This window comes from Streptomyces sp. NPDC048018 (assembly GCF_043202995.1).
Lineage (GTDB): Bacteria > Actinomycetota > Actinomycetes > Streptomycetales > Streptomycetaceae > Streptomyces.
Map to the genome: position 1 here is coordinate 640,434 of NZ_JBIDBK010000004.1, position 22,530 is coordinate 662,963.

18 protein-coding genes and 1 pseudogene are annotated in these 22,530 nt (G+C 76.0%); 9 read left to right on the plus strand and 10 right to left on the minus strand.

From position 1 onward, the window contains the following. Positions 1 to 155 precede the first annotated feature (155 nt). Positions 156 to 3,368, minus strand: coding sequence for a sacsin N-terminal ATP-binding-like domain-containing protein (locus ACGF1Z_RS18920; RefSeq protein WP_393005282.1), 3,213 nt, complete (start codon positions 3,366 to 3,368; stop codon positions 156 to 158). Positions 3,369 to 3,599: 231 nt separating this feature from the next. Beyond that, the gene (locus ACGF1Z_RS18925; protein WP_393005284.1) at positions 3,600 to 4,520 is read right to left on the minus strand and encodes a DUF3027 domain-containing protein; all 921 of its coding nucleotides are present in this window, start codon (positions 4,518 to 4,520) and stop codon (positions 3,600 to 3,602) included. A gap of 355 nt (positions 4,521 to 4,875) precedes the next feature. Here ACGF1Z_RS18925 and ACGF1Z_RS18930 point away from each other — a divergent pair, with 355 nt between their 5' ends. The 4 genes from ACGF1Z_RS18930 to ACGF1Z_RS18945 all read left to right on the plus strand — a co-directional run bounded on the left by ACGF1Z_RS18930 (position 4,876) and on the right by ACGF1Z_RS18945 (position 8,625). Then, complete coding sequence (locus tag ACGF1Z_RS18930; RefSeq protein WP_393005286.1) at positions 4,876 to 6,255, plus strand: MFS transporter; 1,380 nt, start codon at positions 4,876 to 4,878, stop codon at positions 6,253 to 6,255. A 257-nt stretch (positions 6,256 to 6,512) separates the two neighbouring features. Continuing rightward, on the plus strand, positions 6,513 to 6,992 hold the full coding sequence (locus tag ACGF1Z_RS18935) for a DUF2771 domain-containing protein (RefSeq protein ID WP_393005288.1): 480 nt from the start codon (positions 6,513 to 6,515) through the stop codon (positions 6,990 to 6,992). Positions 6,993 to 7,015: 23 nt separating this feature from the next. Next, entirely contained in the window at positions 7,016 to 7,780 is a 765-nt protein-coding gene (locus tag ACGF1Z_RS18940) for a futalosine hydrolase (protein ID WP_393005290.1), read from the plus strand. After that, entirely contained in the window at positions 7,777 to 8,625 is an 849-nt protein-coding gene (locus ACGF1Z_RS18945) for a 1,4-dihydroxy-6-naphthoate synthase (protein WP_393005292.1), read from the plus strand. The genes ACGF1Z_RS18940 and ACGF1Z_RS18945 overlap by 4 nt, the downstream gene beginning before the upstream one ends. A gap of 26 nt (positions 8,626 to 8,651) precedes the next feature. Here ACGF1Z_RS18945 and ACGF1Z_RS18950 read toward each other — a convergent pair whose 3' ends face one another. Beyond that, positions 8,652 to 9,035, minus strand: a complete 384-nt coding sequence (locus ACGF1Z_RS18950) for a cold-shock protein (RefSeq protein WP_046507938.1) — start codon at positions 9,033 to 9,035, stop codon at positions 8,652 to 8,654. A 200-nt stretch (positions 9,036 to 9,235) separates the two neighbouring features. Here ACGF1Z_RS18950 and ACGF1Z_RS18955 point away from each other — a divergent pair, with 200 nt between their 5' ends. Further along, on the plus strand, positions 9,236 to 9,514 hold the full coding sequence (locus ACGF1Z_RS18955; RefSeq protein ID WP_393005295.1) for a hypothetical protein: 279 nt from the start codon (positions 9,236 to 9,238) through the stop codon (positions 9,512 to 9,514). On the opposite strand, the gene ACGF1Z_RS18960 is transcribed toward ACGF1Z_RS18955, so the two are convergent. Then, positions 9,502 to 10,131, minus strand: coding sequence for an HAD family hydrolase (locus ACGF1Z_RS18960; protein ID WP_393005297.1), 630 nt, complete (start codon positions 10,129 to 10,131; stop codon positions 9,502 to 9,504). The two genes, ACGF1Z_RS18955 and ACGF1Z_RS18960, sit on opposite strands and share 13 nt — an antisense overlap. Positions 10,132 to 10,232: 101 nt before the next feature. Between ACGF1Z_RS18960 and ACGF1Z_RS18965 the strand changes: the two genes are divergently transcribed. The 3 genes from ACGF1Z_RS18965 to ACGF1Z_RS18975 are packed head-to-tail and all read left to right on the plus strand — an operon-like array spanning position 10,233 to position 13,128. After that, the gene (locus ACGF1Z_RS18965; protein ID WP_393005299.1) at positions 10,233 to 11,246 is read left to right on the plus strand and encodes a FecCD family ABC transporter permease; all 1,014 of its coding nucleotides are present in this window, start codon (positions 10,233 to 10,235) and stop codon (positions 11,244 to 11,246) included. Beyond that, entirely contained in the window at positions 11,243 to 12,292 is a 1,050-nt protein-coding gene (locus ACGF1Z_RS18970) for a FecCD family ABC transporter permease (RefSeq protein WP_393005301.1), read from the plus strand. The genes ACGF1Z_RS18965 and ACGF1Z_RS18970 overlap by 4 nt, the downstream gene beginning before the upstream one ends. Further along, positions 12,289 to 13,128 (plus strand): ABC transporter ATP-binding protein, encoded by an 840-nt coding sequence (locus tag ACGF1Z_RS18975; RefSeq protein ID WP_393005303.1) that lies wholly within the window; start codon positions 12,289 to 12,291, stop codon positions 13,126 to 13,128. Before ACGF1Z_RS18970 ends, ACGF1Z_RS18975 begins: the two co-directional genes overlap by 4 nt. Before the next feature lie 693 nt (positions 13,129 to 13,821). Here the strand turns inward: ACGF1Z_RS18975 and ACGF1Z_RS18980 are convergent. Beyond that, entirely contained in the window at positions 13,822 to 14,691 is an 870-nt protein-coding gene (locus ACGF1Z_RS18980; protein ID WP_393005305.1) for a hypothetical protein, read from the minus strand. 41 nt (positions 14,692 to 14,732) lie between these two features. Here ACGF1Z_RS18980 and ACGF1Z_RS18985 point away from each other — a divergent pair, with 41 nt between their 5' ends. Further along, entirely contained in the window at positions 14,733 to 17,396 is a 2,664-nt protein-coding gene (locus ACGF1Z_RS18985; protein ID WP_393005307.1) for a helicase-associated domain-containing protein, read from the plus strand. Between the two features lie 36 nt (positions 17,397 to 17,432). Here the strand turns inward: ACGF1Z_RS18985 and ACGF1Z_RS18990 are convergent. The 5 genes and pseudogenes from ACGF1Z_RS18990 to ACGF1Z_RS19010 all read right to left on the minus strand — a co-directional run. Next, positions 17,433 to 18,233, minus strand: a pseudogene (locus ACGF1Z_RS18990) (HAD family hydrolase); the annotation flags it as partial. A gap of 125 nt (positions 18,234 to 18,358) precedes the next feature. After that, positions 18,359 to 19,450: an ABC transporter ATP-binding protein gene (locus tag ACGF1Z_RS18995; protein WP_393005309.1), complete on the minus strand. Its 1,092-nt coding sequence runs from the start codon at positions 19,448 to 19,450 to the stop codon at positions 18,359 to 18,361. Then, positions 19,447 to 20,292, minus strand: coding sequence for an ABC transporter permease (locus ACGF1Z_RS19000; protein ID WP_393005311.1), 846 nt, complete (start codon positions 20,290 to 20,292; stop codon positions 19,447 to 19,449). Before ACGF1Z_RS19000 ends, ACGF1Z_RS18995 begins: the two co-directional genes overlap by 4 nt. Continuing rightward, positions 20,280 to 21,251 carry an ABC transporter permease gene (locus ACGF1Z_RS19005; protein WP_393005313.1) on the minus strand — a complete coding sequence of 324 codons (972 nt, stop codon included), beginning with the start codon at positions 21,249 to 21,251 and terminating at the stop codon, positions 20,280 to 20,282. The genes ACGF1Z_RS19000 and ACGF1Z_RS19005 overlap by 13 nt, the downstream gene beginning before the upstream one ends. Then, positions 21,248 to 22,411, minus strand: coding sequence for an ABC transporter substrate-binding protein (locus ACGF1Z_RS19010; protein WP_393005315.1), 1,164 nt, complete (start codon positions 22,409 to 22,411; stop codon positions 21,248 to 21,250). The genes ACGF1Z_RS19005 and ACGF1Z_RS19010 overlap by 4 nt, the downstream gene beginning before the upstream one ends. Positions 22,412 to 22,530: the final 119 nt, after the last annotated feature.

The window sequence follows — 22,530 nt, forward strand, 5'->3', positions numbered from 1 at the left end:
CGCGGGTCCTCGAAGTCCCGTGACGGGACGCCCGCTTCGGCGCACCACGATCCCCTTCCCACCACGTCTGCAACGGCTCCCAGGCCTGTGCCCAGGGCTGGGACTGGGCGAGCTGGCCAGGCGTCACGGGGCAGGCGGGAAGCTGACGACAGGCCCTAGTCGAACCAGCGGTCGCGGGCCAGCTCCGCCGTCCGGGACGGGTCCTCCAGGAGGGCCGCCACCTCGAACCGGCGGGGCCACTGGCCCGCGGCCCAGGCCAGGCCGGCGGCGACGCCCTCCAGGGTCGCGGCGTGGATCACTCCGTCGGGGGTGCGCCGCCAGTCGAGCTCGACGCCGGCGGCCCGGAGCTCCTCGTGCTCGACGTACGTCGCGGGGGTGGCCGGGCCCAGGAGGGCGTGCACCGCGGAGGGGACCTCGTGCTCCTCGCCGACCGTCGTCACCCCGGCCTCGACCGCCTCGCTCAGCCGCCGGACCTGGAACAGCTCCGCCAGGTCCGCCGCCCGGTCCGGGGCGACCGGCAGGAGCGGCAGGCCGCCCGCGAGCGGCAGCAGGTCGGGGGCGTCCGCGACCAGGGCATCGGCCGCGTCCACGACGACGAGGGCACCGTCCACGACCGCGCGCAGCTCGTCGGGGAGGGTGACCTGCTCCGGGTCCAGGTCGGCCAGGGCCGTGTACAGGGCGTGCAGCTGGGCGCCCGACACCTCGCGGGACGGGTCGGCGAGCCGGCCGAGCAGCTCCGCGGCCCCGCCCGGCTCGTCCAGCAGGGCGGGCACCGAGGTGCGGACGCCGAGGGCGCGCAGCACCTGCTCGTCCTCGAATCCGGTCGCGTCGGCGGAGTCGTACAGGCCGGTCAGGAGCGGGTCGGTGCCGGCGGCGCGCAGTCCGGCGGGGCGGCGCCCGTCGAGGACCGGGTGGTCGCGCAGCCACCAGGCGGTGTAGGAGCGGACGGTCTCGGTCGTGCCGTCCGGGAGCAGCACCCGCACAGGCTGCGTCAGCGCGTCCCGCAGCGGCGGCTGCGCGAGCAGCGCGAGCGCCTGCGGCCAGGCGTCGTCGTCGACGAGGTCCAGGTCCCGTACGGCCACGATCTCGGTGGCCACCGGCGGCACCGGAGCCTCCGGCAGCCGGTCGAGCACGTCCTCGCACCACACGTCGACGGCGTCGAGCAGCCCCGCGTCGTCCGGCTCGGCGAAGTCGCCGTCCCGCGGCTCCAGTTCGTCCGGGTCGAGGACCAGGTCGGCGGCGCGGACCAGCTGGAAGCCGGCCAGCACCCCGCAGGCGGCGAGCGGCTGCTCGCCCCAGCGCTCGGCGAGTTCGGCGTCCACCAGCGCGAGTTCACCCTCCCGCATGACGGACGCGAAGGCCGAACCCGGCATGACCAGTTCGCCGGCCGGGGCCGGCTCGCCGTCCTCGTCGGGCAGGGCCAGCGCGCCCAGCCACGGCTCGTCGCCGGGGGCCAGGTCCGCGTCCCGGACGAGAGCGAGAACGGCCTCGGCCAGTTCGTCGGCGTCCAGCGCGTCGGCGTCCTCGTCCCAGATCTCGCCCGCGTCGAGGGAGGCCGCGACGGCCGCGCGCACCTGGGGCGTGGTCAGCACCGCGCGCGGGGTGGCCGGGACGGCGCCCAGCTTCTCCAGGATCGGGTGGGCGGCGTCCGGGTGGGCGACCTTCAGGCCGAGGCGGGCCAGGTCGACGGGGGTGTGCTCCTGCGGCAACAGGACCTGGCGGGGGCCGACGGTGGTGCGGACCCGGGCGGCGAGCGGCGCTCCGTCGGCCGCGTCCTCGTCCCCGGCGGCCCCGAGGCGCCCGGCGGCGGTCTCCGCGCCCATCAGCGGCACCGGCAGACCGGTCAGGCGGTCCGGGTCGACCCCGGCGAGGGAGTCGTACAGCCGCCACCACCACTCCGGGGCCCGGTCCACGCCCGCGAGCCGGTCGATCGCCTCGGTCAGCGGCAGCCGGCCGACGCCGAGCGTGCGCAGTTCGGGCCGCCGCTCCAGTCCCGCCGGGAGGAGGGTCGGGAAGACCTCCGCGAGGACCGCGACCGTCTCGGCGCCGGCGCCCTCCACGACCTCGGCCTCGATCGGACGCAGCGCGGGCAGCTCCTCGGAGGAGGCGGCCGGGGCCAGGAACGCGATGCGCGGCAGCCGCTCCAGGATCGCGGCGCGCAGCGCCCCGTCGAGGACGCCCTTGCCGAGCGGGCCCGGCACGAGGTCGAGGGTGCCGGTGGTCACGGGCAGCCAGTCGGCGAGCAGCTCCGCGTAGGCCTCGCCGGCCCGGTCGGTCAGGAAGTCGGTGAGCGGGCCGGGCGCCGGGTGGCGGCGGGCGGTGTCCAGCGGGAAGGACGCGATGAGCAGGGCGGGGACGCCGAGCGGCTCGTCGGTGGGGGTGGGGGCGTGCACCACGGGGGTGGTGCCGGGGTGCCGGGGTGCGCCCTCGGCGTCCACGGGCACGGCCCACGTGACGGACCAGTGCGGGCGCAGGCGCTCCTCCACCGGCCGGTCCTTGAGCAGGGCCGGGTCGAGCGGGCCGCCGTGGCTGACGGTCCGCCAGCGGCGGGTGGCAGAGCCGGAGTCGGCGCGGTCGGCGATGTGGACGTACCCGCCCTCGTCGGTACGGGTGAGGGTGCGCAGGCCCTGCTCCGTCTCGACGACGATCTCGGTGAGGCCGGGCAGGGTGAGCAGCAGGGCGTCGTCCACGGAGCCGAGCAGGCGCTCGGCCAGGTCGACGGCGGCGGAGTCGCGCAGCGGGAGCACGACGACGGTGTCGTAGCCCTCGGGCGCGGTGCCCTCGGCGGGCAGCGGGAGCCGCAGGAGCGGGACGTGGCCGTCGCGGCGGCGCAGCTCGTCGCCGAGGCCGGGGCTGTGCCGGGCGACGTCCGCGGCCAGCTCGCGGGCCTCGGCGAGGGCCCAGCGGACACCGCCGTGGCGGCCGAGGACGGCGGGCTCGTCGGTCACGGCCAGCACGGCGGCGAAGCCGACGCCGAAGCGGCCGACGGCGCCGGTGTCGCGCTCGGTGCGCTTGGCGGAGGCACGGAGGGTCGACAGGGACTCGACACCGGCCGCGTCCAGGGCGGCCCCGGTGTTGGCGGCGGCCAGGACGGCGGGGCCGTCGGCATCGGCGGGGTGCAGGGTGAGGCGGAGCCGGCCGGCGACGCCGGCCCGGCGGGCGGCGTCCGCGGCGTTCTGGGCCAGCTCGACCACGAGTCGGTCCCGGTAGCCGCCGAGGACGAGGTCCTCCTCGGCGTTGGCGTCCTCACGGAAGCGTGCGGGGCCCGCCGCCCATGCGTCGAGCACGCCTCTGCGGAGCCGTGCGGTACCGAAGGGGTCGGTTCCGTCGGTCGACGTCCTGACGCTGACGCTCACGTCTGACTCCACTCTGCGGGACGGGGGAATGCGGCCGGTGCCCGAAGGTACCGTGCCCCGCACCACGTCCGACGCCGGGGCGCGTGCCCCGGATGGGGGCGCGCGGGGTCACCCCCGCGCGGCGCCGCACGCGTCCCCGCCACCGCCTTCCGGGTGGCCCCGGGGGCCCGGTCCGTGCCGTTCGGACCGTGCCGGGCCCGCGGCGCCCGGCGGCGGGCGCGACCCGGGCCGGGAAGGCGCGGCCTACGAGTGGCCGAGGTCCTCCGAGGCGCCGTCCGGCTCCGTCGTCGAGCCGGAGTCCTTGGCCGGACGGATCGGGAACTCGTCCGCGGCCATGGAGTCCAGCACCGGCGGGGCCGGGCGCGGGGGCGTCGGCATGATCGCGGCCTCGGAGTGGCCGCCGCAGCCGTACGCGAGGGAGACGACGCGCCCGTCCGCCGGGGAGAACTCGTTGGCGCACACGCCGAAGGCCTGCTTCAGGGAGCCGGCGACCGGCACCAGGAAGGCGCAGGACTCGCAGGTCGCGGGCGCCGCCTGGGCCATCGGGGTCTTCGCGCCGAAGGCCTCGTCCCAGCGGTCCGCCGCGACGTGCAGCCCATAGCGGGACAGGACCCGGGCCCGGCGCATGCCGAGCTCCTCGGCGACGGCGGCGATGGCACCGCGCGACGTGGCGCGCGAGGTGAGCTCCGCGTCCTCCTCGTCGAGGTGGTCCTCCATCTCCTCCGAGACGGCGGAGTTCGGCGGCGGCGCGTCCTCGCCGGTGTAGCCGGGCTCCAGGCGGGGGTCGTCCTGCTCGGTGGGCAGCAGGTCGCCCGGCCCCATGTCGCCGGGCCGCAGCCGCTCGCTCCACGGCACCCACTCGGGGGCGAGGAGGGAGTCCGGGCCGGGCAGCAGGACGGTTTCGTCAAGGGTGACGTTCTTGGCGCGGGAGGCCCGGGTGACGGTCACCGCCCAGCGCCAGCCGCGGTAGCCGGGCTCCTTCGACTCGAAGAAGTGCGTGACGACCCGGTCGCCCTCGGCGACGATCTCCACGTGGGCGCCCACCACACCGGGGGCGGCCGCCTCCTCGGCGGCCTCCCGCGCGAGGTCTACCGCCTCGGCGCACTGACGGTCCGGGGTACGCGGGGTACGCGGGGTACGGCTTCGCGTCGTCGCAGCACTCACAGGTCTCGCTTCTCTCCTACGCCGTCTCACGGGTGCGCCGGCCGAGGAGCGGGAGCAGCGAAAGTGAAGTCCCGGGCAGTGGGCGGAGCGGACCAGAGGGCCGCATCGACGTCCACGCCCGACATGTCTCTCGTCTTCTCGCGTGTCTCGGGCACACCTATCGTCATCCATTCTGCGGGATGCCGAAGAGGCGCGCGGCCGAGAACATCCGCCGGTGGCGCGCTACGCACGCTACCCCGTTCGCAGCTCTCCGCCCACCTGCCCGCCCCAAGTGGCTCGCATCCCGGACCCCGGATGTGCTCCGACGGGCCCTGCCTCCGGTTCGTCGGGCCTGCTCGTGGGGCACTATGACGGAGTGGCAGCCGCACGGTCTTCGGCACGATCACACGATCACGCCGGGCCGCTCAGCCGAGCGGGCCGGAAGGTCGGACGTGCCCTGCACCTGCCGTTCACCGGTACGGCGCGGGGCATCCGGAAGGCCACGCACGCGCACGGCGCGGGCGAGTCGGGCCTCGGGAGACTGATCGAGCTGCACGCCGTGAACGGCGCCGGCGACGTCATGATCACCGTCGCGCTCGCCTCCACCGTGTTCTTCTCGGTGCCGACCGACGAGGCCCGCGGCAGGGTGGCCCTGTACCTGGCCATCACGATGCTGCCGTTCACCCTCCTCGCCCCCGTGATCGGCCCGCTGCTCGACCGCCTCCCGCACGGCCGCCGCGCGGCGATGGCGGGCGCGATGCTGACCCGCGCGGTGCTGGCCGTCGCGATGTCCGCGCTGGTCGCCACGGGCGGCATCCAGCTGTATCCCGCGGCGCTCGGCGTCCTCGTGGCGTCGAAGGCGTACGGGGTGGTGCGCAGCGCCGTGGTGCCGCGCCTGCTGCCGCCGGACTTCTCGCTCGTGAAGGCGAATTCGCGGGTCACGCTCGCGGGCCTGCTCGCCACCGGCATCGCCGCGCCGATCGGGGCGGGGCTGCAGCAGGTCGGGCCCGGCTGGCCGCTGTACGGGGCCTGCGCGCTGTTCCTGCTGGGCACGTACTGGGCGCTGCGGCTGCCGCCCAAGGTGGACTCGGCGAAGGGTGAGCGGCGCGCCCACCTGCTGACGCACGGGGAGAAGAAACCGAGCCTGCGGACGGTCGGCCCGTCGGTCCTGCACGGTCTGGAGGCGAACGCCTCCCAGCGCATGCTGTCGGGTTTCCTGATCTTCTTCCTGGCGTTCCTGCTGCGGGTGCACCCGCTGCCCGGGCAGAGCGCGGCGGTGTCGCTCGGCATGGTGGCGGTGGCGGCGGGCGTCGGGAACGCCTGCGGGACGGCGGTGGGCTCGCTGCTGAAGGACCGGGGGCACGGGCCCGAGGTGATCATCGCGGCGATGCTGTCGGTCGTGCTCGCCACGGCGGTGCTCGCGGCGGTCTTCTTCGGCGGCCTGATGGTGGCCGTGCTCGGCGCGGTGGCGGGCCTGACCCAGGCCCTGTCCAAGCTGTCGCTGGACGCGCTGATCCAGCGCGACGTGCCGGAGGTGGTGCGGACCTCGGCGTTCGCCCGTTCGGAGACGGCGCTGCAGATGTCCTGGGTCGTCGGCGGTGCGATCGGCATCTCGCTGCCGCTGAACGGGACCGTCGGGATGGTGGTCGCGGCCGCGATCCTGGGCACGGGCTGGCTCCTCGCCGTCCGTGGCCTGATCACGGCGGCCCGTCGGCCGGGGGGCCGCAACAGCGCCGGCAAGACCCGGGTGGCGTAGGCCGCGCTCACCGGGTGGGGCCGGTTCGGGGAGCGGTGTCCGGTGCGTACGGCCGCGGGGCGGCGGAGGGGGCCCTGGCGGGGCCGTGGCGGGGCCCCGGCGAGCGACGGCGACGCCGCGGACGTGCGTGCGGGGCGCCACCCGCCCGGCACGATCCGCCGGACACGGCCCGGCCGCCGCGTCCCCGGTGGGGTCTCTCGGGCGGCACGCCGTACCCCCGCGTGTCGCGGACGCGACGGCCCGATAGCCTTCGGCTCATGACCGTTGCGTTCCTCACCCGTAAGCGCCGCCGGGCCGCCGTGGCCCTCGGGGCCGTCTCCGCGGGGCTCCTCGTCCTCTCCGCCTGCGACAAGCCGACCCCGATCGCGACCGTGACGGTCGGGTCCAAGTCGGTGAGCTCCGAGGCGGCCTGCTACAACGACGGCGACCCCATCAAGGAGTCGCAGATCCCGGCCTGCCTCAACAAGAAGGCCGAGAAGAGCATCACCGTCGACACCGACGACAAGGTCCGCTTCGGCGTCGACCCGGAGATCGCCGACAACGGCTGGACGATCTTCCTGGGCGGCCAGGCGGCCGAGCCGGAGCCGTACAAGAAGACCTACCGGTCCATTCCGGCCAGCGCCTTCTTCTCCAGCCAGACCGGCGAGACGACGAACCGGACGCAGGTGACGATCGTCGAGAACACCGGCAAGACCGTGACCGGCATCTGGCACTTCGAGCTCAAGAAGAAGTCCTGACCCCGGTCCCTCGCATCCTGGTCGTGACGGCCGTGGCGGCGGAGGCGGACTCCGTCGCCGCCGGCCTCGGCCCGGGCGGTGACCCCGAGGTCCCGCTGCCCGGCGGCTTCACGCTGCGCCGGCTCGCGGGCCCGTCCGCCGTCGTCGACGTCCTCGCCGCCGGCGTGGGCCCGGCGGCCGCCGCCACGGCCACCGCGACGGCCCTGGCCGCCGCGACCCTGGGCGCACCCGCACCCGCGCACGAGCCCCCCGTACGGGCGTACGACCTCGTCGTCTCGGCCGGGATCGCCGGCGGCTTCGCGCCGCACGCGCCCCTCGGACACGTCGTCGTCTCCGACGCCCTCGTCGGGGCCGACCTGGGCGCCGAGACGGGCGACGGCTACCTCGCCGTCGAGGAACTCGGCTTCGGCCGGTCCGTGCACCGCGTCGCCGGGAGCCTGACCGAGCGGATCGCCGGCGCACTCGCCCACGGCGGGCAGCCGCACGTCGTCGGGCCCGTCCTCACCGTGTCGACGGTGACCGGCACCGCGGGCCGCGCCGCCGAGCTGGCGGAGCGTCATCCGGGTGCCGCCGCCGAGGCGATGGAGGGATTCGGCGTCGCCGAGGCCGCCGCCGCGTACGGCGTCCCCGTCGTCGAGATCCGCGCGGTGTCCAACGCCGTCGGCCCGCGCGACCGCGCCGCCTGGCGGATCGGACCGGCCCTGGACGCCCTGCGGAACGCCTTCCGGCTGCTCGGCAGCACCGTCTTCCCGACCGTCCACGTGGACCCGGAGGAGTCTTCGTCGTGACCAAGCTGAAGATCGCCTACTCGCCCTGCCCGAACGACACCTTCGTCTTCGACGCCTGGGCCCACGGCCGCGTCCCCGGCGCCCCGCGCCTCGACGTGACCTTCGCCGACATCGACCTCACCAACGGGTGGGCGGAGCGCGGCGACGCCCCCTACGACGTCCTGAAGGTCTCGTACGCCGTACTGCCGTGGATCCTCGACGAGTACGCGCTGCTGCCCTGCGGCGGCGCCCTGGGCCGCGGCTGCGGCCCGCTGGTGCTGACCCGCGAGCCGGGCACGGACCTGACCGGGAAGACGGTCGCCGTGCCGAGCGAGCGTTCGACCGCCTATCTGCTGTTCCGGCTGTGGGCGGCCGACACCGTCCCCGGCGGGGTCGGCGAGGTCGTCGTGCTGCCCTTCCACGAGATCATGCCCGCGGTGCGCGACGGCAAGGTCGACGCCGGACTCGTCATCCACGAGGCCCGCTTCACTTACGGGAACTACGGCCTGCACGCGCTCGCCGACATGGGCGAGCACTGGGAGCACACGACCGGACTGCCGATCCCGCTCGGCGCGATCGTCGCGAAGCGCTCGCTCGGCGCGGACATGCTGCGTCTGCTCGCCGACGCGGCGCGCGGCTCGGTCCGGATGGCCTGGGACGACCCGACCGTCTCGCGTCCGTACGTACTCGAGCACGCGCAGGAGATGGACCCGAAGGTGGCCGATCAGCACATCGGTCTCTACGTCAACGAGTTCACCGCCGACCTGGGCGAGACCGGCTACGCGGCGGTGCGCGGGCTGCTCACGCGCGCCGCGGCCGAGGGACTCGTACCGCCCCTCGGCCCGGACGCGCTGCGGTTCCCCTGACGGGGAGGTCCACCCGGTGGACGGGCTCAGACGTCGAGCTGGTCCGCGACCGCCCGCAGCAGGCCCGCGATCTTCGCGCCGTGGACCTTGTCGGGGTAGCGGCCGCGCTCCAGCATCGGCGTGATGTTCTCCAGGAGCGTGGTGAGGTCCTGGACGATGGACGCCAGTTCGTCGGGCTTACGGCGCTGCGCCGCGGCGACGGACGGGGTCGGGTCGAGAACCGTCACCGAGAGCGCCTGGTCGCCGCGCTGACCTGCGACCACACCGAACTCCACGCGCTGGCCCGGCTTCAGGGCGTCGACTCCGGCGGGGAGGACCGACGAGTGCACGAAGACGTCGCCGCCGTCGTCGCGGGAGAGAAAGCCGAAGCCCTTCTCGCTGTTGAACCATTTGACCTTGCCGGTAGGCACGTCCGTCCTCGTCCTCGTACTCGATGGGTGTGCCGGGATCCCGGCTCTGCGTCTGTGAAAGAGATACGGCGGGTCACTGACCTGACCCTCCCCCCGCGCACGAGCAGGGTGGTATCCCAGGGCACCAAGGCTAATGGGATCAGGCCCGGTGACAAGACGTCGCCGGTCCGTTCCCCCGGCCTGGGAACTACCCTGGCCGAATGCGTAGTGAAACCCCTTCGGCCCCCTCGGACGACAGCGCTCCGGGTGACGGCCTCGTCCGCGCCGGCGCGATCGTCTTCATCGTCGGCGCGGTCGCGACGCTGGTCACGGTGGCTCCGCTGTTCCTCGGGACCGATCCCTTCCCGACGGTCGCCTACCTCGTGTCGATGCTGATGGGCGTCGGCTTCCTCGTCGCCGGCGCGGGCGTGCTCCGCTCGATCGCCGTGCAGCGGCGCCGGGCCCGCGCGGTGCAGGACGCGGCCGCTCAGCCCCGGTAGCCCTCCCACCAGGCACGGAAGTCCGTCAGGTCGGCGAGGACCACGTCCGCGCCGGCCTCGCGCAGCTCCTCGGCGGGGCACGGACCGGTCGCCACGGCGACCGACAGCGCGCCGGCGGAGCGGGCCCCGCGCACGTCCCCGACGTGGTCGCCGACGTAGACCCGCGCGCCGTGCGCGCGCAGCGCCTCCGCCTTGCCCTCCGCCCACAGGTCGCCGACGACGGCGTCCGCCTCGATGCCGAGGTGGACGAGGTGCCGCTTGGCGTGCGGCTCGTTCTTGGCGGTGACGACGACGGTGCGGCCGCCGGCCTCGCGAACGGCTTGAATCGCATCCCGCGCGCCGGGCATGGGGACCGTCGGCTCGATGGCGTACCGCCCGTAGAACTCGCGGTAGCGCGTCACCATCTCCGGCACCCGCTCCTCGGGGAACCAGTGGGCGAGCTCGTGGCGCAGCGGCGGGCCGAGCCGCGAGACGACCAGCTCGGCGTCGATCGGGACGCCGACGTCGGCCGAGAAGGCCTCGAAGGCGGCCTTGATCCCCGGACGGGTGTCGAGGAGGGTCAGGTCGAGGTCGAAGCCGACCGTGGGTATGCCGCTGGTGGATTCCATGCGGGCCATTGTGCCCGTGGGCGCGAGAACGTTGCTGTCTACACTGAGCGGGGCCTCCACTTAGCGAAGCCTTACCGAACCTCGCCCGACGCGACCTCCGATGGGTGTCCATGTCCGCCATACGTTCCCGGCGCGCCTCGCGGCGCGTCGTCGCGACCACGGCGGCCGTCGTCGCCCTGCTCCTCGCGATCCTGCTCAGCCTCGCGGTGGGCGCCCGGGCCGTCCCGCCCGCCACCGTGTACGACGCCCTGGTGCACGGCGCCGCCGGCCCCGACGCCGAGGTGGTCCGGCAGCTGCGGGTGCCCCGCACGCTGATCGGCCTCATGGTGGGCGCCGCGCTGGCCCTCGCCGGGACCGCCCTGCAGGGCATCACCCGCAACCCGATCGCCGACCCCGGCATCCTCGGCATCAGCCAGGGCGCCTCGGTCGGCGTCGTCCTCGCCATCGCCTTCGCCGGGGTGCACACGCTCACCGGCTACGTCTGGTTCGCCTTCGCGGGCGCCGCGGTCGCCTCCGTGGCGGTGTACGCCGTCGCCTCCGGCGGCCGGGGCGGGGCCACGCCCGTGAAGCTCGCCCTCGGCGGCGCCGCGATCAACGCGCTGCTGCTGTCCGTGACGACCGGGGTGCTGACGACCAGGGCCTCCGCGCTCGACGAGTTCCGGTTCTGGCAGATCGGTTCGCTCGACGGCCGCGACACCCAGGTCGTCGCCCAGATCTGGCCCTTCCTGCTGCTCGGCGCCGTCCTCGTCCTGGCGGTCGCCCGCGGCCTGGACGCCCTCGCGCTCGGCGAGGACGTCGCCAGGGGGCTCGGGCAGCGGGTGGCGACGGTGCGGATCGTGGGCGGCGTCGGCGCGACCGTGCTGACCGGCGCCGGGGTCGCCGCCGCGGGGCCGATCGCCTTCGTCGGCCTCGCCGTCCCCCACATCGCCCGCGCCCTGGTCGGCAGCGACCACCGCTGGGTGCTGCCGATGGCGGCGCTCGTGGGACCGGTGATGCTGCTGGTGTCGGACGTCCTGGGCCGGATCCTCTTCCCGCCGGGCGAGGTCCCCGCGGGCGTGATGACGGCGCTCATCGGCGTGCCGTTCCTGGTGACGCTGGTGCGCCGGAAGGCGGTCCCGGCATGACCGCCACCCCGCTCCGCCCCCACGGCCACGGTCTCGTCCGGGCCGGCCGCGCCTCGTTCCTGGTGCACCGCCGCTCCGGGCTCGCCGCCGCGCTCCTCGTGCTGCTGCTGGCCGCCGTCTCCGTCGCGTACCTGTGCGTCGGCGAGCGCTTCGTCCCGCCGTCCGAGGTCCTGGACGTCCTGCTCGGCCCGGGGCGGTCCTTCGTCGTCGAGGACCTGCGGCTGCCGCGGCTCGGCACCGGCCTGATGGTCGGCGCCGCCTTCGGGATCGCCGGCGCCCTCGTCCAGACCGTCGCCCGCAACCCGCTGGCCAGCCCCGACGTCATCGGCATCAGCCAGGGCGCCGGGGCGGTGACCGTCGCGGCGATGACCTTCGGACTGGTCCCGTACGACGTCGTGCCCTACGTGTCGATCGCCGGCGGGGTCCTCGCCGCCGCGCTCGTGTACGTCTTCGCCTGGCGCGGCGGGCTGCACGCCACGCGCTTCGTGCTCATCGGCATCGGCTTCGCGATCGCGCTGCGCTCGCTGACCCACCTGTTCATGACCAAGGGCGACTACCTGGTCGCCCAGCAGGCGCAGATCTGGATGACCGGCTCCCTGAACGGACGCGGCTGGGACGAGTCGGCGCCGCTGCGGTGGACGCTCCTCGTCATGCTGCCCGCGGTGCTGTGGGCGGCCCGGGCCCAGCGCACGGTGTCGCTCGACGACGACACCGCGACGGCGCTGGGCGTACGGCTCGGCCGGGTGCGGCTCGGCCTGGTGGCGGTCGGCGTGATCCTGGCGTCCGTGGCCACGGGCGTCGCCGGGCCCGTCGACTTCGTCGCCCTCCTCGCCCCGCAGATCGCCCGCCGGACCACCCGTACGGCCCAGATCCCGCTGCTCTGCTCGGCGCTCCTGGGCGCGCTGATCGTGGTCCTCGCCGACCTCCTGGGCCGGCGACTCCTCGCCCCCACCGAACTGCCGGTGGGCGTACTGACGGCGGCGGTCGGCGCCCCGTACCTGATCTGGCCGATCGTGCGCAGCCGTGGAGTGGGAGGTAGGTCGTGAGCAGGCTGACGGCGCGGGAGCTGACGCTCGCGTACGAGGAGCGGACCGTCGTCCACGAGCTGGACCTGGCGGTACCCGACGGGAAGGTGACGGTGATCGTCGGCCCCAACGCGTGCGGCAAGTCGACGACGCTGCGCGCGCTCGGCCGGCTCCTCAAGCCGAAGGGCGGCGCCGTCCTCCTCGACGGCGAGGAGCTCGCGAGGATCCCCACCAAGCGGATCGCGCAGTCCATCGGCCTGCTGCCGCAGACGCCGGTCGCCCCGGAGGCCATCACCGTCGCCGACCTGGTGGCGCGCGGGCGCCAGCCGCACCAGGCCTGGTGGCGGCAGTGGTCGGAGGAGGACGAGCGCGCGGTCGTCGACGCCATGGAGCGCACCGACGTGAGCACGCTGGCCGACCGCTCGGTCGACGAGCTCTCCGGCGGGCAGCGCCAGCGCGTCTGGATCGCGATGGCCCTCGCCCAGGAGACCGACCTGCTGCTCCTCGACGAGCCCACGACCTACCTGGACATCGCCCACCAGGTCGAGGTCCTCGACCTGGTCCGGCGCCTCAACCGGGTCCGCGGCCGCACGGTCGTCGTCGTCCTCCACGACCTCAACCAGGCGGCCCGCTACGCCGACCACCTGATCGCGATGAAGGCCGGCCGGGTGGTCGCGGAGGGCGCACCGGGCGAGGTCGTCACCGCGGAGCTGGTCCGGGAGGTCTTCGGCCTGGAGTCGGTGGTGGTCCCGGACCCGGTGACGGGATCACCGCTGGTGGTGCCGGGGGCGCCGTGGGCGGCGGAGGAGACGCCCGGGAGCACCGGAGCCCCGGCCCCGGACCCGCTCCTGCCCTGAGCACCCACCGCGGACCCGCTCGGGCGGGCGCGGGCGGGCGCGGGCGGGGTCGGGCGGGGTCGGGCGGCCGCGGACCCGCTCGGCGGGCTCGGGCGGGCGCGGGCGGGCTCGGGCGGGGTCGGGCGGGCCCGGGCAGGCTCGGGCGGGATCGGGCAGGCTCGGGCGGGATCGGGCAGGCTCGGGCGGGCTCGGGCGGCCTCGGGCGGGATCGGGCGGGCGGGGGCGGGATCGGGCGGCCTCGGGCGGGCTCGGGCGGGCTCGGGCCGCAGCGTGCCGGGCCGGTGCGGGAGCCCGGCGGGGCGCCGCTCCTGCCCTGAGCGCCCGCCGCGGACCCGCTCGGGCGGGCCCGGGAGGCCTCGGGCAGGCTCGGGCGGGCCCGGGCGGGCCCGGGCGGGCCCGGGCCGCAGCGTGCCGGGCCGGTGCGGGAGCCCGGCGGGGCGCCGCCGGCCGACACCCCGCCGGCGGCTGCCGGCTCCGGCGGGAGCCCGGCGGTCACGGGCGGGGTCGCCCGCGTCCGTCGGCGGCCTTCGTGACGGTCCGCTCGGCGAGGGTGCGCAGGGTGCCGGGCGGCTCGCGGCCTCCGGCACGCGTCGGACAGCGCGCCCCGGTGCGGCCCGACCCGCGGGACACGCCCGGGAGCCCGGCGCGGCGAGCACGGCCCGCCGGGCCGTGCGGCGGCGCGGCGACAGCCCGTCAGACCCGGCGCCGCGAGCGCCACAGCAGGAACAGGGCCGAGGCGACGGCCGCCGCCCGGAGGGTCCAGGGCCAGGTGGCGGAGACGGCCGCGCCCATCGCCTCGCCGCCAGGGGCGACCGGGTCGCCCCAGCGGCCCTGGACGCGGCCCCAGAGCCAGACCGCACCGGCCGTGGCCGTCAGGCCGGGGATCACGAGGGCGGCGCCGCGACGCTCGCGGGAGGCGTAGGCGAGGAGCCAGCCCGCGGCGAGCGGGACGAGGGAGCCGAGGGCCGCGCCGACCAGGAGGAGCCCCGCCGCGATCAGCAGGAGCGGGCTGCCCGGGCGCAGTCCGCGCAGGCGGACCGCACGGGACGGGAGCCGCCCGGTCGCGTCCCCGGGTCCCCCGGCCCCGGCCCCGCCCGCGCCCTCACCCCGCCGCTCGGGCCCGGCGTCGGCGTCGGCGTCCGTGTCGGCATCGTCCTCCGGCCGCGGCGGCCGCAGGAGTTCGGGGATCTCGATCCCGCCGACGAAGCCGGGAACCGCCCCGGTGTCCGTGGCGCCGTCCTGCCACCAGTCCGCCGCCCGCGCGCCGGGGACGCCGGAGTCGGCGGCACGGGTCCCCGCAGCGGCCGGGGCCTCGTCCGGGACCGGCGCCGGCGGGGTCTGCGGGGCGACCCGGCCGACGACCTCGTCCGGCGTACCCAGGGCGCCGAGGATGCCCGGCACCCTCTCGCCCTTCACCGTGCGGCGGCGTTCGATCTCGTCGCGGAGGCCGGTGACGAGCTCGCGGCGCTCGGCGGCCGGCACCTGCCGCTGCTGGGCCAGGTCGCCGATCCGGCTCAGATAGTCGAAGACCAACCGGTCGTTGTCGTTCCCCTCGTTCCCCACGGCACGACGTTAGCGCCTGCGCAGGGGCTAACGTGGTCCGGATGGGGATCGGTGAGCTCGACCGGGAGGCGCACGTGCCCGAGGCAACAGGCAACGGCGCGGCGCCGCGCACCCTCGCGGAGGCGCTGCGCTCCGGCGGCGACGAGGCGCTCGGCGCGCTGCTGCGGGCCCGCCCGGACCTGCTGGCGCCCGTCCCCAACGACCTGACCCAGCTGGCCACCCGGGCCGGCACCCGGGCGTCCGTGGTGCGGGCCCTGGAACGGCTCGACCGCTTCGTCCTCCAGACGGCCGAAGCCCTCGCCGTGGCCCCGGACCCCGCCCCGTACCCCGTCCTCCTCGGCCTGCTCACCGGTGCCCACGGCGACGCCGAGATCGAGGCGGCGCTGCCGCGGGCCGTCGCCGTGCTGCGCGAGCAGGCCCTCGTCTGGGGCGACGACGAGCGGCTGCGCCTCGTGCGGACCGCCCGGGAGCTCCTCGCCCCCTCCCCCCAGCACCCCTCCCCCACCGGTCTCGGCCCGACCGTCGCGGAGGCGACGGCGGGCATGTCGCCGGGCCGGCTCCAGGAGATCATCGCGGCCGCCGGGCTGCCCGCGACGCACGACCCGGTGTCGGCGGTGACGGCCCTGGCGGAGCTCTTCACCGACCCGGCGCGGATGGCGGCGCTGCTCGACACGGCACCGCCCGAGGCGCTCAAGGTGCTCGACCGGCTGGTGTGGGGCCCGCCGTACGGCGAGGTGACCGCCGACCCCGCCCCGCCGGTGCGCTGGCTGCGCGACCGCGGCCTGCTGCTGCCCACCTCCCCGCGCACCCTGGTGCTGCCCCGCGAGGCCGCCCTCCATCTGCGCGGCGGCCGGGCGCACCGGGCCCCGGAGCCGACGGCCCCCGTGGTCGGGGTGGAGCGCGAATACCGTCCACAGGTGGTGGACAACGCGGCGGCCGGCCAGGCGTACACCGCGCTCGCGACCGTCGAGGAGCTGCTCAAGTCCTGGGACCAGGGCGGCCCGACGGTGCTGCGCGCGGGCGGTCTGTCCGTACGGGACCTCCGGCGCACCGCGGCCGCCCTCGACGTGCCCGAGCAGACGGCCGCGTTCTGGCTGGAGCTGGCCTACGGAGCCGGCCTGCTGGCCTCCGACGGCGAGGCGGACGAGCGCTACGCGCCGACGCCCGCCTACGACGACTGGCTCGACCTGCCGCCCGCCGAACGCTGGGCCCGGCTCGCCGCCGTCTGGCTGGCCGCGACCCGTACCCCGGGCCTGGTCGGCGGACAGGACGCGAAGGGCCGCGCCCTGTCCGTGCTCGGCCCCGGCCTCGACCGCGCCCCCGCCCCGGAGGTCCGCCGCCGCGTCCTCGCCCTGCTGGCCACGCTGCCGCCGGGCTCCGCCGCCGACCGGGAGTCGGTCCTCGCCCGGCTGCGGTGGGACCGTCCGCTGCGCGGCGCGGGCGGCGCGGCGCTGCCCGGCCCCGCCGGCCCCGCCGCAGGGGCGCGGGGCACCGCGGGCCCGGGCCCGGGCTCGGCCGACGACGGGGCCGCACCCGCCGGCAGCCGTCCGCCCGCGCCGGGCACCGCCCCCGCGCCCTCCGGCGGCCCCGCCGACCTCCGCGAGCAGCTCGCCCGCTGGACCCTCGACGAGGCCGAGCTCCTCGGCATCACCGGCCGCGGCGCGCTCGCCTCGCCCGCGCGGGCGCTGCTCAACCTGCCGCTCGCCGAGGCCGCACCCGACGACGCCCTGCAGGGGCACGACTGCGAGCCGGCCGTCGCCGCCTCCCGCGCCGCGACCCTGCTCGCGCCCTCGCTGCCCGAGGCCGTCGACCACGTGCTGCTGCAGGCCGACCTGACGGCCGTCGCCCCGGGGCCGCTGCGCCGCCCGCTGGCCGACATGCTGTCCGTGCTCGCCGACGTGGAGTCGAAGGGCGGCGCGACCGTCTACCGCTTCACGCCCGCATCCGTACGCCGTGCCCTCGACGCCGGGCGCACCGCCTCGGACCTGCACGAGTTCCTGGCCGCGCACGCGCGCACGCCGGTGCCGCAGCCGCTCGCGTACCTCATCGACGACGTGGCGCGGAGGCACGGACACCTGCGGGTCGGCGCCGCGTCCTCGTACGTGCGCTGCGACGACGAGACCCTGCTCGGCGAGATCGTCGCCGACCGGCGCTCCGCAGCGCTGCGGCTGCGCCGCCTCGCGCCGACCGTCCTGGCCGCCCAGACGGACCCGGCGTCGCTGCTCGACGGCTTGCGGGCGATGGGGTACGCCCCGGCCGCGGAGTCCGCCGAGGGCGACGTCCTGATCACCCGCGCCGACGCGTACCGCACCCCGCCCCGTACCGCCCCCGCGCCCGTCCCGGACGGCCCGCCCGCCCCCGACGCGACGCTGCTCGGGGCGGCGGTGAAGGCGATCCGGGCCGGCGACCGGGCGGCGACGGTCGTGCGCAGGGAGCCGGCCGCCACCTCCGCCGGGGCCGGTTCCCTGCCCCGTACCTCGGCCGCCGAGACCCTCGCCACCGTGCAGGCCGCCGCGCTCACCGGCTCGGCCGTCTGGATCGGCTACGTGAACGCGGAGGGCGCCGCCAGCCAGCGGGTCATCGCCCCGGTCCGGGTCGAGGGCGGCTTCGTCACGGGCTACGACCACACGGCCGACGAGGTCCGCACCTATCCGCTGCACCGGATCACGGGCGTCGCGGAACTCGCGGACGAGGAGCCCGCCTGACCCGGAGGCCCCCGCACTACAGGGCGAAGGTCGTCACAGGTTCCAGCTCATGACGGTGAGGTGCCGGCGGGCCATGGCCCGCAGCCGGTCCGGGGTGACCTCGGTCAGGCCGGTCAGGACCGTCCGGCCGGGCGCCGCGTCGATCGGGGTGACCGAGGGGACCGCGAGCACCGCGCAGCCCGCCGCCTCGGCAGAGGCGACGCCGGTGGGGGTGTCCTCGACGGCCACGCAGCGCGCGGGCTCGACGCCGAGGGCGCGGCAGGCCGCGAGGTACGGGTCGGGCTCGGGCTTGGTGCGCGCGGTGTCGTCCGCGGTGACCGAGACGGCGAACGCCGGTGCGCCCAGCGCCCCGAGGGCGTCGAGCACGGTGTCGGCGACGGACCGGGGCGAGGCCGTGACGAGGGCGGTCGGCACCCCGTCCCCGGCGAGCGCCGAGAGCAGGGCGAGCGCCCCGGGGCGCGGCACCACACCGGCCCGGACCCGGTCGGCGAACTCCCGGTGCAGCGCGGCCGCGAGCGCTTCGGTGGACCCGGGGGCGGGCGCGGCGGCGGGCGCGTCGGCGGGCGCGGTGCCGGGGCCGCCCGGATCGGAGGCGGCGGACGCGGGGACGGTCGCGGTGCCGCCCGGATCGGAGCCAGTGGAGGCGGTGCCGGTGCCGCCCGCCGCCAGCCAGGCCGCCGTGTGCTCGACCGGGCGGCCGAGGACGTCCGGGCGGTCGGCGTCGGTCAGCGGGCGGCCCGCGACCTGCTCCACCGCCTCCCACCACAGGCCCTCGGTGTCGACGAGCGTGCCGTCCATGTCGAACAGGACTGCGTGCAGGGGGAGTTCGGTTGTCACGCGGTTCGCTTTCTCTGTCGTGTCGTACGGCTCGGGCGGCCCGCACCACCGCGTCAGGTGCGGCGGTGCGGACCGCCTGAAGGGCGGCTCGCACCACCGGTCCAGTTGTCGTGCGAGCCGCGGTCTCAGGCGGCGCGGGCCGCGACGAGGACCGGGCGTTCGCGCGGGGTCACCGTGACGGCGTCGCCCGCCGCGAGTGCGGCGGCCTCGTGGGTGGGCAGGTCGGCCTTGACCTCGGTGGCGTCGGCGAGCCGCACGGTGAGCCGGGTGGTCGCGCCGAGGAAGGCCGTGGCGACGATACGGGCCGAGCAGGCGCCGTCCGTCGTGACCCGCAGGTCCTCGGGCCGTACGAGCACGTCGACCTCGCGGGCCGCCGGGGCGTCGCCGTCGAGGGGGAGGCGGCAGCCCAGCACGTCGACGAAACCGCCGGTGCCGCCGTCGAGATGCCCGGGGATCCTGCTCATGGTGCCGACGAACTCCGCGACGAAGGCGGTCGCCGGCCGTCCGTACAGCTCGGCGGGCGGGGCGCACTGTTCGAGGCGGCCGTCCCGCATCACGGCGACCCGGTCGGCCATGGACAGCGCCTCCTCCTGATCGTGCGTCACGAACAGGGTCGTGATGCCGAGTTCGCGCTGGATCCGGCGGATCTCGTCGCGCAGGGTCAGCCGCACCTTGGCGTCGAGCGCCGACAGTGGCTCGTCGAGGAGCAGGACGCGCGGGCGCAGGGCGAGCGCGCGGGCGAGCGCGACGCGCTGCTGCTGGCCGCCGGACAGCTCGTGGGGGTGGCGGCCGCCCTTGTCGCCGAGGCCCACGAGCTCCAGCAGCTCGGCGGCCTGCTTGCGGCGCTCAGCCTTGCCGGCCTTCCGCATGCGCGGCCCGAAGGCCACGTTGTCGACGCAGTCGAGGTGGGGGAAGAGGCTGTACGACTGGAAGACCATGCCCGCGTCGCGCCGGTGCGCGGGCACGTGGGTGATCTCCCGGCCGTCGACGAGCACCGCGCCGGAATCGGGGGTCTCGAACCCCGCGAGCATGCGCAGGGCGGTCGTCTTGCCGCAGCCGGAGGGGCCCAGCAGGGCGAGCAGCTCTCCGGGAGCGACGGTCAGGTCGAGCCCGTCGAGGGCCGTGGTCGCCCCGAACCGGCGGCGCAGCCCACGGAATTCGACGGTCGCGGCCCCGGTGGCGGGCGCGGGCGTGGCGTCGGTGGTGGTGACGGTCATGGTGTTCCCTTGGCGGTACGGGTGCGGCGGGTGCCGGGGGCGCGGCCGCCGGCCCCGGCGAGGGCCAGGAGCAGCACCCAGGTGACGAGGAGGCTGAGCACGGAGACGGCCACGGACATCTGGGCCTGGGAGCCGGAGATGTTCACGATCCACACCGCGAAGGGCCGGAAGCCGAGCAGCTGGGCGACCGTGTACTCGCCGAGGACCAGGGCCAGGGCGAGGAAGGCCGCGTTCATCAGCGCGCCGCGCAGGTTCGGCAGCACCGCCGTGACCAGGGCCCGGACCGGACCGGCGCCGCAGCTGCGGGCGGCCTCGACGAGGGTGCGGACGTCGACGGCCCGCAGGCCGGCGTCGAGGGCGCGGTAGGTGAAGGGCAGCGCCATCACGACGTACGCGAGCACCAGGACGACGGGGAAGTCCGGGTTCTGCAGGGCGACGAAGGTCTGGAAGAGGGGGGTGCGGGCGAGGTGCTCGGGTCCCCACTTCAGGACGGTGCCGAGACCGGCGACGAACGCGATGGGCGGCACGACCAGCGGCAGCGAGCACACCGTCTCGACGACCGGCCGCAGCCGGGGCGCGCCGAGCCGCAGGGCGACCGTCGCGGGCACCACGAGCAGCAGCACGACGGCGATCGTGACGGCGGCGAGCCCGAGGGAGAGCAGCAGGCTGGTGACGAAGCCCTCGGTACCGATGATCTTCGTGTACGCGTCCAGGGTGAGGCCCTGTCCGGGCACGTCGACGGTGAAGATCACCGAGGCGGCGAGCGGCACCAGGAAGTACACGCCGGCGAGCCCGAGGACCACCCGGCGCCAGGTGGAGGAAGAGCGGTTCAGGCGAGCCATCGCGAGCTCCGGCGTTGCAGGGGCAGATAGACGGCCATGACGAGCCCGGCGACGACGACCATGTCGAGGCTGAGGGCGAGCGCCACGTTCTCCTGGCCGACGAGGACGTTGCCGGAGATGGCGTCGGAGATCTGCAGCGTGACGAGCGGGACGGCGCTGCCGACCATCGCGGCGGCGGTCGCGTACGCGGCGAAGGCGCTGCCGAAGAGGAGCACCAGGCCGCCGAGCAGGCTCGGTGTCAGCACCGGCAGGGCGACGTGCCGCCAGTACTGGAGGGCGGTGGCCCCGTTGTTGCGGGCGGCCTCGCGCCACTGGGAGCGCAGCCCGTCCAGCGCGGGGGTGATGGTGAGCACCATCAGCGGGATCAGGAAGTACAGGTAGACGACGACCAGACCCCAGAAGCTGTAGAGGTTCCAGCCACTGTCGGCGAGGCCGAGGTGCCGGGTGAGCACCCCGGAGTTGCCGAGGGTGGCGACGAACGCGAAGGCGAGGGGGACGCCGCCGAAGTTGGCGAGCACGCCGGAGGCGGTCAGCACGGCCTCGCGCAGGGCGCGCGAGCGGGAGGTGACGACGGCCTGGGCTAGCGGCAGCCCGAGCAGGGCGGCCAGCACGGCGGCGGTCGCGGAGAGCCTGACGCTGCCGAGGAGGGCGGTGAGGTAGGCGCCCTGGAGGGAGGCGGTCAGGTTCCCGGTGCCGTAGGTGCCGACGCCGGTGGCCGGGTCGTCGACGGTGAGGGCACCACCGAGCATGGCGACCGCGGGGACACCGAAGGCGATCGCGGTGAACGCGAGCAGCGGGACGGCGGCGAGCCAGGCGGGGGCGCGGCGCCGTCGCCGGGCGGGGGCCCCGCCGCCGGCCGGGCGCCCGGCGGCGGGGGTCTGCTCCCCGCCGGCCGGGGCGTCCGGCCCGCCCGCGCGGACCCGCCGCCCGGCGACGGTCGCGGTGTCGGGGTACGTCATCCGGAGACGGCCTTGCCCCAGCCCTGGGCGAGGACCGTCTTGGCCTTGGCCTGCTGGGCCTCGGCCGGGAAGGACGGGACGCCGGAGACCGCGGGCAGCTTGAGGGCGGCGTCCTGGTCCAGGGTGCCGGCCTTGTCCATGGCGGGCATCAGGACCGGGCGGGCGAAGCCCTTGAGCCACAGGTTCTGGCCTTCCGCGCTGTAGACGTACTCCTGCCACAGACGGGCGGCCGCCGGGTGCGGGGCGTCCTTGTTGACCGCCTGCGAGTAGTACTGGGCGTAGCGGCCGTCGGTGGGGACGGCGACCTTCCAGTCGAGGCCCTTGGCCTTGAACTCCTCGGCGTAGCCGGCGTTCAGGTAGTCCCAGTCGATGCTGATGGGCGTCTCGCCCTTCTCGACCGTGGCGGGGGTGGACTCGACCGGCGTGAAGTTGCCGTTCTTCTTCAGCTGGGCGAAGAGGTCGAGGCCGGGCTGGATGTCGTCGAAGGAACCGCCCTGGGCGAGGGCCGCCGCGAAGACGCCGGCGAACGCGGAGCCGGACTTGGTCGGGTTGCCGTTGAGGGCGACCTGGCCCTTGTACTCCGGCTTGAGGAGGTCCTTGAAGGTGGTCGGGCAGTTCTTGACGCGCTTGGCGTCGCAGCCGATGGAGACGTAGCCGCCGTAGTCGTTGTACCAGCGGGCCTTCGGATCCTTCTGCTCCGCCGGGATGTCGTTCCAGGCGGTCACCCTGTACGGGGCGAGGAGGCCCTGCTGGGCGGCGCTGAGGGCGAAGGAGCTGCCCAGGTCGAGGACGTCGGGGGCGCGGTCCTGCCCCTTGCGGGAGGTGACGGCGTTGATCTCGTCCTGGCTGGAGGCGTCCGGGTTCTCGACCTCGACCTTGATGCCGTACTTCTTCTGGAAGCCGTCGATCAGGGCGCCGTAGTTGGCCCAGTCGCGGGGCAGCGCAATGGCGTGGAGCGTGCCCTCCTTCCTGGCCGCGGCGACCAGGGCGTCCATGCCGCCGAGGTCGGCGGCGGAGGCGGCGGTGGCGGCGTTCTTGCCGTCGGCGGTGGTGCCGGCGTTCTCGGGGGCGGCACCGCAGGCGGTGAGGGCGAGGGCGGCGACGAGGGCGAGGGAACCGCCGAGGACGGCGTTTCTCGGGAGGTGCGCGGGGACGGGCACGGCTTCTCCAGGGAGGGTTTGAGGGCTCAACTTGTCTGAACAAGTTGGCCCCAGTACGCCCGGCCCCGATGACGTGAAGATGAACGAGGACGGAACGGATCCCCGCCACTCCCTGCACA